This is a genomic window from Cellvibrio japonicus Ueda107, from assembly GCF_000019225.1.
In the GTDB taxonomy this organism is placed as follows: domain Bacteria; phylum Pseudomonadota; class Gammaproteobacteria; order Pseudomonadales; family Cellvibrionaceae; genus Cellvibrio; species Cellvibrio japonicus.
This window is the reverse complement of the sequence record NC_010995.1, coordinates 3245112-3259424: the sequence shown is the minus strand read 5'-3', so window position 1 is coordinate 3259424 and position 14313 is coordinate 3245112. Positions and strand designations below refer to the sequence as shown.

Annotated in this window: 10 protein-coding genes; 7 read left to right on the top strand and 3 right to left on the bottom strand. The window is 55.0% G+C overall.

Features of this window, described 5'->3' with window-relative positions:
- Positions 1-25: 25 nt before the first annotated feature.
- Positions 26-1441 carry a glucuronate isomerase gene (gene uxaC, locus CJA_RS13385; RefSeq protein ID WP_012488366.1) on the bottom strand — a complete coding sequence of 472 codons (1416 nt, stop codon included), beginning with the start codon at positions 1439-1441 and terminating at the stop codon, positions 26-28.
- A gap of 463 nt (positions 1442-1904) precedes the next feature.
- Between uxaC and CJA_RS13380 the strand changes: the two genes are divergently transcribed.
- The 3 genes from CJA_RS13380 (at position 1905) to CJA_RS13370 (ending at position 5489) form a co-directional block, all read left to right on the top strand.
- Entirely contained in the window at positions 1905-2252 is a 348-nt protein-coding gene (locus tag CJA_RS13380; protein WP_012488365.1) for a pentapeptide repeat-containing protein, read from the top strand.
- Positions 2253-2480: 228 nt separating this feature from the next.
- The gene (locus tag CJA_RS13375; protein WP_012488364.1) at positions 2481-3752 is read left to right on the top strand and encodes a glycoside hydrolase family 26 protein; all 1272 of its coding nucleotides are present in this window, start codon (positions 2481-2483) and stop codon (positions 3750-3752) included.
- A 183-nt stretch (positions 3753-3935) separates the two neighbouring features.
- A complete protein-coding gene (locus tag CJA_RS13370) occupies positions 3936-5489 on the top strand; it encodes an alpha-N-arabinofuranosidase (RefSeq protein ID WP_012488363.1) in 1554 nt (517 codons plus the stop codon).
- Positions 5490-5574: 85 nt separating this feature from the next.
- Here CJA_RS13370 and cysK read toward each other — a convergent pair whose 3' ends face one another.
- Positions 5575-6486, bottom strand: coding sequence for a cysteine synthase A (gene cysK, locus CJA_RS13365; RefSeq protein ID WP_012488362.1), 912 nt, complete (start codon positions 6484-6486; stop codon positions 5575-5577).
- Between the two features lie 133 nt (positions 6487-6619).
- Positions 6620-7627 (bottom strand): choice-of-anchor A family protein, encoded by a 1008-nt coding sequence (locus CJA_RS13360; protein ID WP_012488361.1) that lies wholly within the window; start codon positions 7625-7627, stop codon positions 6620-6622.
- 271 nt (positions 7628-7898) lie between these two features.
- Between CJA_RS13360 and CJA_RS13355 the strand changes: the two genes are divergently transcribed.
- The 4 genes from CJA_RS13355 to CJA_RS13340 all read left to right on the top strand — a co-directional run bounded on the left by CJA_RS13355 (position 7899) and on the right by CJA_RS13340 (position 14274).
- Positions 7899-8312, top strand: a complete 414-nt coding sequence (locus CJA_RS13355) for a DUF350 domain-containing protein (protein WP_012488360.1) — start codon at positions 7899-7901, stop codon at positions 8310-8312.
- A 25-nt stretch (positions 8313-8337) separates the two neighbouring features.
- On the top strand, positions 8338-8916 hold the full coding sequence (locus CJA_RS13350) for a DUF1190 domain-containing protein (protein WP_012488359.1): 579 nt from the start codon (positions 8338-8340) through the stop codon (positions 8914-8916).
- A 3-nt stretch (positions 8917-8919) separates the two neighbouring features.
- On the top strand, positions 8920-10092 hold the full coding sequence (locus CJA_RS13345) for a glutathionylspermidine synthase family protein (protein WP_012488358.1): 1173 nt from the start codon (positions 8920-8922) through the stop codon (positions 10090-10092).
- A gap of 291 nt (positions 10093-10383) precedes the next feature.
- Positions 10384-14274: a glycosyl hydrolase gene (locus CJA_RS13340; protein WP_012488357.1), complete on the top strand. Its 3891-nt coding sequence runs from the start codon at positions 10384-10386 to the stop codon at positions 14272-14274.
- Positions 14275-14313 lie beyond the last annotated feature (39 nt).

The window sequence follows — 14313 nt, the reverse complement described above, 5'->3', positions numbered from 1 at the left end:
TTGTTGTAAGCTCGCCAATAAATACTTATTCGGGTACCACAAACGGAAAGTAGTTTTTGGCGTTGTTGAAGCTGATGTCCTGGATCATTTTACCCACCATATGGGTATCGTCAGGTACCAGGCCTTTCACCATATCACGGCCGAAGATACCGCACAGGATGCGACGGAAATACTCATGGCGCGAATAGCTGAGGAAGCTGCGGCTGTCAGTGAGCATACCCACAAAGCGGCTCAGCAAACCCAGCTGGCTCAGGGCTTCGATCTGGCGAGTCATACCCTCCATTTGATCGAGGAACCACCAGCCGCTGCCGAACTGGATCTTGCCCGCGGCAGAGCCATCCTGGAAGTTGCCGATCATGGTGCCGATCATTTCATTATCGCGTGGGTTCAAGTTGTACAGGATGGTTTTGGCCAGCTTGTTCTGGTCGTCCAGACGACCGAGGAATTTTGCCAGAGGCTTTGCGTAGTTGTGATCGCCAATGGAATCAAAACCGGTATCCGGGCCCAGGGTGCGGAACAGGCGCGGGTTGTTGTTGCGGATAGCGCCGATGTGGAATTGCTGCACCCAGCCTTTGGCGTGATCCTGCAGGGCAAACTCCACCATCATGGCGGATTGGAATTTCTCGATTTCCACCGCGTCGAGTTGCTTGTGCGCGCGGATTTTCAGGAATATGGCTTTGATTTCACTGTCGGTGTAATCCGCCGCGTAAACGGTTTCCAGGCCATGGTCAGACAGCCGGCAGCCATTTTCGTGGAAATAATCGTGGCGGATTTGCAGGGCCTTGATCAGATCATCAAAAGTGTTGATGTTGATATCGGCAGTAATCGCGAGGCGGTCGAGGTATTTGTTGTAGCTCTCTGCATCTTCCACCATCATCGCGCGGTCGGGGCGCCAGGTGGGCAGCATGGCGGTTTTGAAGGATTTATCCGCTGCTACGGTTTTGTGGTGGGCCAGGTCGTGAATCGGATCGTCGGTGGTGCACACCAGTTTCACATTGGCTTGGGTCATCAGGCCGCGCGCGCTGAATTCGGGGGTGGCGAGCAACTCGTTACACTCATCCCAAGTGCGTTTTGCCGAGCGGCTGTCAAGCAGGCGATCAGTGATTCCGAAGGGCTTGCGCAATTCCAGGTGGGTCCAGTGATACAGGGGGTTGCGCAGGGTGTAGGGAACCGTTTCACACCACTTTTCAAACTTTTCCCAATCGCTGGCATTGCCTGTGCAGTAGCGCTCATCGACACCGTTGGAGCGCATGGCTCGCCACTTGTAGTGGTCACCTGCCAGCCATACTTCATAGAGGTTGCGGAATTGCTTGTTTTGACCCACTTGCTCGGGGGGGAGGTGGCAGTGGTAATCGATGATGGGCATGTTCTTGGCGTACTCGTGGTAGAGCACTTTTGCCTGTTGGGTATCGAGCAGGAAGTCGTCGTGGATAAAGCTCATTCTCACAATTCCTCAAGTGCACCGAGCCGCAGCAAAAGCCGCGCTGCAACTCAGCAGGTTTATAGCTCAACTGAAGCACCTTGTGGGCTCATAACGGCATGGCCGGAAGCCACCCTGTTTATTGTTGGGAGTCAGTTGAAAGACTTTTTATAGCGCTGGGTTTTGTTTCATAGCGAAACAATAGCCCTGCGGGATAAGTTTGACCGAGGATTGCCTGCCCAAAGGCTCTGAGTGGATAACCAAACGAACAGCATTAGTAATTGGGCGTGTCACTATATTGCGACTTGTCGATTAGTGTAACCCGAGCCCGCTGGAAAAACCAACCGAACCGGGTATAAAAAAAGGCTATAGGTGTATCAGGCAGGTAACAAAATAGGCAGGGTGTGGCGGGGTAGCTGCCGGCAAGCTAGCGGGAATGAACTATAGTTTGATAGTCCAGCCTGTAGTTTTTCAAGGAGCCCCTATGACCAAACCTATTGTTCACCGCAATCCCCTGTTTGAGTTGCTGCGCGCGGAAAAAGTAGCCGAATTTAACCAGCGCAAGGCGCGGGGGGAGGTCAAGCCGGATATGTTGCGCGGTGGTGATTTCCGCGGCCTGGATCTGCGTGAGCTGGATGCTAATGGCCTGGATCTGCGCGATGCCTATTTTCGTGGTGCGGACCTGCGCGGTATTGATTTTCGCAATTGCCAGTTGGAAGGGGCCAGTTTTTGCCAGGCCCATATTTCCGGGTGTTTTTTCCCCAGGGAGCTAAGGGCGGACGAATTGCGCCTGTCATTTGATCTGGGCATCCGTGTGCGCTACCACCCCTAAGCGAAAGCAAGATGACGAATAATGCTAAGAAATGTAAGCAAATAAATCCTCCAGGCACTGGCTGTGTATAAAGCCGGTCCTGGAATGCCAACCTTGTTTGGCCAACCTGATAACAACAGCCGGGAATGACTGATTAACAAGATCGCCGAATCTTGATGTCTTGGGCGAATGTGCCGATTGAGTGCAATCGCCTGCCAGTAAGTCGTAAAAAATCCCGAGAGGACAACAATGAAAACTATTACCACTGCACGCCTTCCATGGGCTGCGCAGAGCTTTGCCTTGGGCATTTGCCTGATAGCGCTGTTGGGTTGTAATCACGCCGCTAATAAATCATCGGCATCCAGGGCAGATGTCAAACCTGTTACGGTCAAACTGGTCGATTCCCAGGCGACCATGGAAACCCGTTCCCTGTTTGCGTTTATGCAGGAGCAGCGCAGACATTCCATTATGTTTGGGCACCAGCACGAAACAACCCAGGGACTCACTATTACCCGCACAGATGGTACCCAATCCGATACCTTTAATGCCGTTGGTGATTTTGCAGCGGTCTATGGTTGGGACACGCTGTCTATTGTTGCCCCTAAAGCGGAGGGCGATATTGTCGCCCAAGTAAAAAAGGCTTATGCGCGCGGGGGCATCATTACGGTGAGCTCGCATTTTGATAATCCAAAAACCGATACCCAAAAGGGCGTATGGCCCGTTGGCACTTCCTGGGATCAAACCCCGGCTGTTGTGGATTCCCTGCCTGGAGGCGCCTATAACCCGGTATTAAATGGCTATCTCGACCAGGTGGCCGAGTGGGCCAATAACCTGAAAGACGAGCAGGGGCGGCTGATACCGGTCATCTTTCGCCTGTACCACGAAAATACCGGCAGTTGGTTCTGGTGGGGAGATAAGCAATCAACCCCTGAACAATACAAGCAATTGTTCCGCTATTCCGTCGAGTATTTGCGCGATGTGAAAGGTGTGCGCAATTTCCTGTATGCCTATTCGCCCAACAACTTTTGGGACGTGACCGAGGCCAATTACCTGGAGCGTTATCCGGGGGATGAGTGGGTGGATGTACTGGGATTTGATACCTATGGCCCGGTGGCGGACAACGCTGACTGGTTCCGCAATGTGGTGGCCAATGCGGCCTTGGTTGCCCGCATGGCGGAAGCGCGGGGCAAAATACCGGTGATCTCCGAGATAGGTATACGCGCTCCCGACATTGAAGCCGGGCTCTATGATAACCAGTGGTATCGCAAGCTTATCTCCGGCCTCAAGGCCGATCCGGATGCACGCGAGATTGCCTTCCTGCTGGTATGGCGCAATGCCCCGCAGGGAGTTCCTGGCCCCAATGGCACCCAGGTTCCCCATTATTGGGTGCCTGCTAACCGCCCGGAGAATATCAACAATGGCACCCTGGAGGACTTCCAGGCCTTTTATGCCGATGAATTCACAGCGTTCAATCGCGACATCGAGCAGGTCTATCAGCGTCCGACCCTGATAGTTAAATAGTCTTTTCTCTTGACTGATTCGCCGCCCCAGCGGTTGCCGGGGCGGCGAATTTGTCCTGCTTAACTGATACCCGGGATAACCGTAAAAATAGGTTAAATTGTAGGACAATAATATCTTATGGCCTGTATTCTCCCACGGTTTCACGTTTGATAAAAATTCCCGATAACAACAAAGGAGAATCCCATGCGCCGTTTGAAACCCCTCATCGCCGCACTTGGCTTGAGTTTTAGCATCGGCAGCTTCGCCAATACCCACATCACCATAGATACCACCAAATCCGGTCCGGTGATTAACAAGAACATCTATGGCCAATTTGCCGAGCATCTGGGACGAGGTATTTATGAAGGACTGTGGGTTGGTCCGGAGTCCGGCATCCCCAACACCCGCGGTTGGCGCAATGACGTGGTGGGTGCGCTCAAGGATATTAACGTGCCCCTGGTGCGTTGGCCCGGTGGCTGTTTTGCGGATGAATACCACTGGCGTGATGGCATAGGCCCGCGCGACCAGCGCCCGGTGAAGGTCAATACCAACTGGGGGGGCGTGGAAGAGGATAATGCCGTGGGGACCCACGAGTTTTTTGACCTGGTGGAGATTCTGGGGGCTGAAGCCTATGTGAATGGCAACCTGGGCACCGGAACGCCCCAGGAAATGGCCGAATGGCTGGAATATATGACGGCGGAGGGTAAATCAACCCTGGCGGAATTGCGCCGTAAAAATGGCCGCGATAAACCCTTCCAGGTCCAGTATTTTGCAATTGGTAATGAGGCGTGGGGCTGCGGTGGCAATATGACGCCCGAGTACTACACCAACCTGTACAACCACTACGCGACTTTCCTGAAGGCCCCTGCCCACAATGCACCCAAATTGATTGCCAGCGGCGGCCATACCGAAGACACCAGCTGGGCTGCCCACCTGACCGCCAATGTCAAACCCAACTGGAGTTTGAAAATGGATGCCGTTAGTTTCCACTACTACACCCTGCCCACGGGTAAATGGGATAAGAAAGGTGCGGCCATCGGCTTCCCGGAGGCGGAGTGGATGTCTACGCTGGTGAATACCCTGCGCATGGATGACTTTATCGTCAACAACAAAAAAGTCATGGATAAAAACGATCCCGAGAAAAAAGTGGGCTTCTATGTGGACGAGTGGGGCACCTGGTACGACGTGGAAGCGGGCGAGAATCCCGGTTTCCTTTACCAGCAGAACAGTTTGCGCGATGCGGTGGTAGCGGCACTTAACTTCAATATTTTCCACAAGCATGCAGATCGGGTGCACATGACCAACATTGCGCAGATGGTCAATGTGTTGCAGGCCATGATTTTGACCGATAAGGAAAAAATGATCCTGACGCCCACCTACTATGCGTACAAGATGTATGTACCCTTCCAGGATGCAACATCGCTGCCTGTCAGCTTGAAAAAAGTGTCCCAATACCGTTTGGGGAAATCCTCCGTGCCGGCGATCAGCGCTTCAGCCGCGCGCGGTAAGGATGGCAAAGTGTACCTGGCCCTGGTCAATGCCAATCCCAACCAGGCCGAGACGGTAGCGCTTGCATTACCTGGTGTAACTGCCAGCGGGGTGAGTGGCCAGTTGCTGACAGCGACAGCGATGGATGCGCATAACACCTTTGCCAATCCCAATGCGATCAAGCCGGTGAGTTATTCTGCGAAAGCCGTGAATGGCAAATTGTCGCTGGAGCTGCCTGCTAAATCGGTCGTTGTGGTTGCGGTGGAATAGGGCGCGTTTTTCAGATGGAAACCGGAGTCCGGTCGTTGGTGTTAATACCGACGACCGGGTTTTGGTTAAGTGCGAGTGACAATAATTAAAACAAATCCTCAATCGACAAATAGCGCTCGCCGGTATCGTAACTGAATACCAGCACGCGGCTACCGGGTTTCATATCAGCTTGCTTTTGGGCGATTGCAGCAAGGCTGGCTCCCGAGGAAATACCGACAAAAATCCCTTCTTTCAGCGCACATTGCCGCGCCATATCAAATGCACTTTCCTCGCTGACCAACAGTGTGCCATCGAGGGTATCCCTGTTGAGGATTTGTGGAATAAAACCGGCACCTATGCCTTGCAAACGGTGCAAGCCTTTCTGGCCGCCGCTGATGACCGGTGATTTTTCCGGTTCCACGGCATAGGTTTGCAATTGCGGGAAATGCTGTTTGAGTGCTTCGCTGCAGCCGGTGATATGGCCGCCGGTACCCACACCGGTAATCAGGTAATCAATCCCCTCGGGGAAGTCGGCGAGGATTTCCCGGGCTGTGGTATTGCGGTGGGCCTCAACATTGGCGGCGTTATTAAATTGTTGCGGCATCCAGCTTTTGGGGTATTCAGCAAGCAGCTCATTGGCCTTGGCGATGGTGCCGCCCATACCTAATTCCTTGGGGGTGAGCACCAACTCAGCACCCAGGGCTTTCATGTATTTGCGGCGCTCGATCGACATGGACTCGGGCATGGTCAGGATCAGGCGGTAACCTTTAACGGCACACACCAGGGCCAGGCCTATACCGGTATTACCGGAAGTGGGCTCGATAATAACGGTATCCTTATCGATCAGGCCTTTGGTTTCGGCCTCTTCGATCATAGCCAGGGCAATACGGTCTTTGATGCTGCTGCCGGGATTAAAGCGCTCCACTTTCATCCAGACTTCAATATCGCTGCGAAACAGCTGGTTGATGCGCACGTGCGGTGTATTGCCAATGGTTTGCAGAATATTATCGACTTTCATAGAAATCCCTGAGGCTGGGTGAAGCTTGCGTGGGCAAGCGGAAATGGGTCAGGGAAGTGTAGTCAACATTGGCAGTATAAAAAAAGCCGCTTTTCGAGGTCGTCGAAAAGCGGCTTTTGGATAAGTGTGGAAATCAGGCTTTGGCTTGCAGGTTGCGGCGACGCAGCATGATCAAACCGAAAATACCAATCAGTGACAAGGCCCAGCCAGACGATTCAGCGACTTCCACGGTGGGTGGTGTTGGCTCGTCAGAACCGTAGGGATCGAAGAAACCATCCCACAGGTTGGCTTGTGCGCCCCAGCCAGCGGTCCAGGACTTCACAATCACCTGGCCACTCAGGTCGCCTGAGTAGAAGGTAAAGTCAGCATTGGGTGCCAGGATATTGCCGCGGAAACCACCGTAGTCGAAGGTCAATTTTTCCGCTTCGTAAAAATTGAACAGGATATTGCTGGGCGATAAATCCAGCGCGGCAAAGTGCTCGCGGATACCGTAGTTGAGTGAGTCAAAGTGGATATCTTTGCCGCTGACGTTGATCACCAGGGTATCGGTCTGGGTCAGGCCGGGGGCGGTCAGGTCGGTAGCATTTTTCAGCACCAGGCCGGTGATATTGGCAACATAGAGATCCGCATCACTGGTGCCGTCCAACTGGATCCAGTTGTTGTACAGGAAGTTGATAGAACCTGTATTGTCCAATCCTGCCAGGGTGGCAGAAAGGTCATCAAAGTAATCAAAGGCCGCCTCAAAATCGATCGGGTTGCCGTACGTAATGGTGCCTTTGGCAGAGTTGGGATTGGAGCCGGACACCACCTGGCCGCCTACAATCGCGTTGCCTTTGATATTGCCCCAACCGGTGGTTTTCAGGTTGCCACCCACGACCAATACGTCATCGTACACATTGGGGTCAGTCCACAGTTGGGGACCTGAGTGGTAGTAGCTGGGATCGTGGTTGACCGCTACGTCGAATTGGCCGATATCGGCGTTGCCGCCAACAGCAATTTTGCCGTGGGAATCAGCGCCTGGTTGCTGGAAGTTTTCCTTCACGAAAATGTTATAACCCGTTGCCGGACCCAGGTCGATACTCAGGGCACTGGCATTGGCAGCGAGAAAGAAGGAGACCGCGATGGACACTTGCTTGAGCATAAAAATGTGAACCAGTTATCGGAATTTGAGTGATGACAGTCTAGGTTGAATATTGCGCAAGTGCAAGATGGTGGGGTATTAAAATTTTTCTATAAAGTACTGTTGGTTATATGTGCTGCACAAAAATAGTCGATTCGCCCTCGATTGTTTATAAGCCGGAAGATTCCAGGTACGCAGGTATGGAGAGCCTGCTTTTTATGTCAGAATCGCCCCCACTCAGAATAGCCTTAACATTGTCGTTGCCGGTTAACATCACCCATAAGGATCTACCATGCTTGAAACCACACTCTCCTCCCTGGCTGGCCTGCCGGCTTTCCTGGCGTATTTCGCCCTGGCCATCGTCCTTCTGCTTATATTTATCCGTGTCTACACCTGGGTAACGCCGCAGGATGAACTGGCATTGATTCGCGCTAATAACACCTCTGCGGCCCTGGCCTTTGGCGGTGCGCTGATCGGTTTTGCCTGGCCCTTGTCCAGTGCAATCACCAACTCGCTGTCTCTGGTGGATTGTGCGATCTGGGGCGCAGTTGCCCTGGTGGTACAAGTGCTGACGTTTGTGGTGTTGCGCTTTAGCCTGAAACAATTGCCGGAGCGTATCACCCAGGGGGAAGTTGCCGCCGGTGCCTTTTCCGGTGCAGCCGCTATTGCCGTTGGTATGCTCAACGCTGCCTGCATGACCTATTAATCGATTGAGAGAGTGGAGCAAGACCATGAAACGCAGTAAAAAAGCCGCTTTGGTATTGATGGTGCCGGCAACCACCCTGATGCTGGCCGGGTGCGGTGAAGACCGCGAGCAGTCTGCCGTGGTGTTCTCCAGCCCGACAGAGTGTGCCCAATCCCTGGTGGTCAGTGCTGAACAGTGTGAGTCTGACTATACCGCTGCCCAGGCATTGCACCCGCAAGTAGCGCCCAAGTATCTGAACAAGCAGGAGTGTGAAGCTGACTTTGGTGCTGGCCAATGTGAAACAGCCCCTTATCAAACGACATCCGGTGGCAGTGTGTTTATGCCGATGATGATGGGATTCCTGGCGGGCCAACTGATGGGGGGCGCTAATGCGCAAAACCTGCAGGCGAGGAACCAGCGCGCCATTCCCAGCCAGCCATTGTACAAATCCCGCGATGATCGCAGCACTTTCCGCACTGCCACCAACCAGCCGGTGTCGAAAGGCATTGGCCCGATTACCCTGCGCCCCTCTCAGGTGCAGCCCAAGGTAGGCCAGGTGGTGCGCCGCGGCGGTTTTGGCCAGCAGGCCGCCATGCGTGCCCCGGCGACCGGCTTTGGCGGCTGATTTATGAAGCGTGTCGCCATCGAGGAGCGCGCCCACTGGCGCGCGCATGCTGAGGAAGTCGGGTTTTTATTTCATACCTTTGACGGTGAGCCCTATTGGGATGAAACCGCCTATTACCAGTTCAGCCTGCGTCAGGTAGAGGAGGATCTGGAAACACCCACCGAAGCGCTGCACCAGATGGTGATGGACATGGTGGGCGATATTACCCGCAGCGAGGAAATGCTGACCCTGCTCGATATTCCGCGCGATTTCTGGAGCTATATCTGGAATTCCTGGAACAGGGGCGAGCCCCACCTCTATGGGCGCATGGATTTTGTCTACGATGGCAATGGCCCCGCGAAACTGCTGGAGCTGAATTACGACACGCCCACCTCGCTGTTTGAAACCGGTTTTTTCCAGTGGGTATGGCTGGAGGAGCAGATCGGCAGCGGCAAGCTCCCGGCCCAGGCCGACCAGTTCAACTCGCTGCAAGACAAACTTGAACAGGCCTTTGCTGAGCTGGCATTGCCCCAGCCGTTTTACTTTGCCAGTGTGCGCGACAGTGTTGAAGACAAGGGAACCGTAGCCTATCTGATGGATTTGGCCACCCAGGTGGGAATGGAGAATCGCTATATCGCCCTGGAAGACATCGGCGAATTGAATGGCCAGTTGGTGGATGAGCAGGGTACTGCCATGGCCGGCCTGTTCAAGCTCTACCCTTGGGAGTTTATGGTGCGTGAGGATTTCGCGTCGGTGATCCAATCCAGCCAAACCCAGTTCATTGAACCGGCCTGGAAAATGCTGCTCTCCAACAAGGGCATACTGCCCCTGTTATGGCAGCGCTATCCTAATCACCCCAACTTGCTGCCCGCCTTTTTTGAAACCCCGCGCAGCGAGCCCATGGGGCCGGGATGGGTACGCAAGCCCTTATTCTCACGGGAGGGGGCCAATGTGGAGATGATCACCGCCGCGGGCGATAGGGTGACGGCGCAGGGGCCTTACAGCGACGGACGCTATATCCGCCAGGCATTGCAACCCCTGCCGAAGTTCTGCGACCACCAGCGTGGGCAGGATACCTACACCATGCTCGGCAGCTGGGTGGTCGGTGACAGTGCCGCCGGTATCTGTATCCGTGAAGATGCCACCTTGATTACCAAGGATTCCTCGCGTTTTATTCCGCATATCATTCTGGGTTAACTTGTTCCGCACCTGGTATTCCCAGTTATACCTGTAAATACCCAAAGTGGGACACCGGTGGCGGACATTACTGTTTTATCGGTCTGGATGGCGGTTGTGTTCGGATGGTACACACCAGGCAAACCTGAAAAATACGGGTTTGCACGCTCAGGCGAACGCTGCGGATGGAAATTGGAGTGAAACTCTTTCGGCCTGGCGGAGCTATCCGCCCGGTTCAGGGCCCGCAGGCCCCGAGAGACGTTCAAGCATGACTCATGCAAAACCAATAACCATAATTTCGCAGGTATTACCATGAAAACTCCCTTGCGGTTATTCATGCCCGGCGTACTGGCGCTGGGTGTTCTGCTATGTCCCCCTACCAGCTTTGCACAAACACCTACTCCACTCTGGGCGGATGAATTTAACGGTACGCGGATCGACCATTCCATCTGGTCCTATAAGGTCGGTGGCGATGGCAACGGCAATGGCGAATTGCAGTATTACACCGCGCGCAGTGAAAACGCCTATATAGAAGATGGCAAGCTGGTTATCGAGGCCCGGCGCGAAGCCTATGAGGGTCGGGAGTTCACCTCGGCACGGCTGCATACTAATGGGCGCATGTCCTTCCGCTTTGGCACCCTGGAGGCGCGTATCAAATTGCCGCGGGTGGATAACGGCCTGTGGCCGGCATTCTGGATGCTGGGCACCAACTTTGGCCTGGACGGCTGGCCCAAATCCGGCGAGTGGGACATCCTTGAGGCGGGTTATCGCTCCGCGCAGTTGGACGGCACGGTCAACAAGTCCGTATCCGCCGCTGTGCACTGGTGGCACGAATCGGGCACCTGGAGTGATTGGCTACAGGCTGACTTTGCACAATCTACCCAGTTGCCTGCCAATTTCTATGAGGACTACCACACCTACAGGCTGGAGTGGACGCCCACCCATGTCACCATCAGCGTGGATAACAATCCTTATTTCACCATGGAAATCACCGACGCCAATATGGCGGAACTGCGCGACAACCCGGCGTCGATCATCCTCAACCTCGCCGTGGGTGGCTGGAACTTTGTGGAGATCACCGACCCCGCGCAGATCACCGCGCCTTTCCCGGCCCGGATGTATGTGGACTATGTGCGTCTCTACGCCAATGAGCACACTGAGCTGTCTGTGGCCAACGACGACCTGCCGAGCGGCAATTTCGGCATCAGCACGGAAACCACGCCGGTACTCAATGAGCTGAACTGGGGCGACCGCACCAATCTGTATGTGTGGAACAATATGACCAATATTGCCACCACGCCCTCCGAGGGCAGCGGCGCCCTGGCCTATTCCATCGCGCCCGGCGACTGGTGGGGCATGGGCCTGCTGCACAAGGACTACAACATGCGCAATTACCAGCATGGCTACCTGCACCTGGATATCAAAACCAGTTCCCCCGGCAATTTCAGCATCGGCATGGCCAGCACCTCGGGTGGCGATGGCAAGGTGGATTTTTATGAGGGCGGCGACCAGTACGGCCTGGTGCGCGATGGCGAGTGGCACCATGTGGCTATCCCGCTGAGCAAATTCGGCAACCTGGATTTTGAAACCATCAAAACCTTTTTCAGCGTCTTCGGCCCCGGCCCGGCCGAGCCCATGGAAATTGCCTTTGACAATATCTACCTGAGCGAAAGCATCGCCCTGCAAGCGCCCGAGTTTGGCAATTTCGGTATCTATACCGAGACTCCGGCGCATAAGAATGCCGGTGAATTTGCCTTTGGCGTCAGCGGTGATCTGTTCCTGTGGGACGAAACCCTGACCCTGGAGAACGGTGATAACAAAGAGGGCAATTCGGCCCTGCACCTGAAATCCACCGGCAAGGGCTGGTTCGGCATGGGCCTGACTGCGCGTGATGGCTTTAACCTCACCGCGTTCGACAACCCCGAAGCCAAGCTGCATTTTTCCCTGAAAACCACCCACCCCGGCGATTTCCAGATAGGTTTTAAAAGCGGCTCCCAGGACGGTATCGGCCAGAAGTGGATCCAGTTCAAGGCCGGTAATGACCCCTACGGCTTTGTGCGCGACGGCCAGTGGCACGAGATCGAGATTCCCATGAGCGAGCTGGCCAGGGATCTGGATCTGTTTGATGTGCGCCAACTGCTGCAAGTGCTGGGCGGCGGTGAAACCGACGGCATCAGTATCGATGATGTGTATCTCTCCGGCGGCCAGGCGGCGCAGGACCCGGGCACCAACGGCACCCCGGTTAACCGCGCACCATCGGCCGCGATCAAAACCTCGCTGATGGGCGGTATAGCGCCGGCGATCATCAACTTTGATGGCAGCAGGTCCGTTGATGTCAATGGCGATGAACTTAGTTATGTGTGGGATTTTGGCGATGGCACCAGCGCGACCGGGGTGAATGTCAACCACACCTACACCAGCGAAGGCGCCTACCATGTCACCCTGACAGTGAGCGACGGCGAACTCAGCTCGACGGCGAGGACGTTTATTTTTATCGACAAGGATTACGGCCAGGCCAAGAGCGCCAAGCGCGGCCTGGGTTACGGCAGCCACTCGCTGGAGGATCTGGCGGTTATCTCCAGGGGCATCAGCTGGTGGTACAACTGGAGCCACAGCCCGGATTTGATGATAAAGGACGTGTACCGGCAATACGGTGTGGAGTTTGCGCCCATGGCCTGGAACGGCAACTTTAACGACGCTGCCATGCGCGCCTATATCGCCGCCCACCCGGATGTGAAGTACATCCTCGCCTTTAACGAGCCCAACTTTATCGACCAGGCCAATATGACCCCTTCCCAGGCGGTTGCCCAATGGCCGCGGCTGGAAGCCATCGCTGATGAGTTCGGTTTGAAGATCGTCAGTGTCGCCATGAACTTCTGCGGCCATTGCGTCACCGAAAACGGCACTACCTATTACAGCCCTTTCGATTACCTGGATGATTTTTTTGAACTCTGTCCCACCTGCCGGGTGGATGCCATTTCCATCCACGCCTATATGCCGGATGTGTATGGTGTCGAGTGGTATGTGAACGAGTTTAAAAAATACGGCCGCCCCATTTGGATGACAGAATTTTCCGCCTGGGAAACGGTGAAAACCCTGGACGACCAGAAGCGTATGCTGATCCAGGTGGTGGATTCCTTTGAAAGCAATTCGGATATGGAGCGCTATGCCTGGTTTACCGGCCGCCGCAACGGGCATCCCTTTAACGGGCTGTTTGATTATCGCCAGTCCGGCGTGCTGACCGAGCTGGGCAGTATTTACGTCAATATGCCGGTTCACGGCGAGACCAGTGTGCACACCCTGCCCAAGCTGGTGCAGGCCGAGAATTACGCGGCGCGCAGCGGTGTCCGCGTTGAGGAAACACGCGATGCTTCCGGCTTCCTCAACCTGAGCGATATGGAGGCCGGCGGCTGGGTGGAGTACAACCTGACCAGCACAGCTACCGCCTACGATCTCGATCTGCGCGTAGCCAGTGAAACCGGCGGCAGCATCAATGTGCTGGTGGACGGTGTACCAACCGGGGTTATCAATATTCCTGCTACCGGCGGCCTGCAAACCTGGGCCAATACCCAGGCGCAACTGACCCTGGGTATGGGCGCGCGCAAACTGCGTCTGGTATTCGACCAGCCGGTGAATATCAACTGGATAAAATTCTCGCTCGCCGGAACCGGCAGCAGCTCCAGTGCTTCGACGTCATCGGCAGCCAGCTCAAGCAGCGAGGTAAGCTCCTCATCGCTGAGCAGCGCTTCCAGCAGTTCGGTTGCTGTGGATTCTTCGTCTTCCTCGTCCCTGTCGAGTGCCGCCAGCAGTGTGGCGACACCTGTCGGCAACCTGGCACTCAACCGTCCCACAGTGGCCTCCTCCATCGAGGGTGAAGCCTGGGCGGCTGCCAATGCGACCGATGGCAATGCCGGCACCCGCTGGGGCAGCCAATTCCTCGATGGCCAATGGATCTATGTCGACCTGGGCAGTGTCAGGCCGATCAGCAGCGTCCGCCTGGTGTGGGAGGATGCCTATGCCAAGTCCTACCATATCCAGGTTTCCAACGATGCGACCAACTGGTCTACGCTGGTGACGGAAGCCGACAGCGACGGCGGTGTGGATGTCCATTCGCTCTCGGCCAGTGGCCGCTATGTGCGTATCCTGGGCGTGACCCGCGCCGGTGGCTATGGCATTTCGCTGTGGGAGTTTGAGATCTACTGATAAATTGTTAAGCCGTTAAGCGCAAGCCGCGTGCAATCT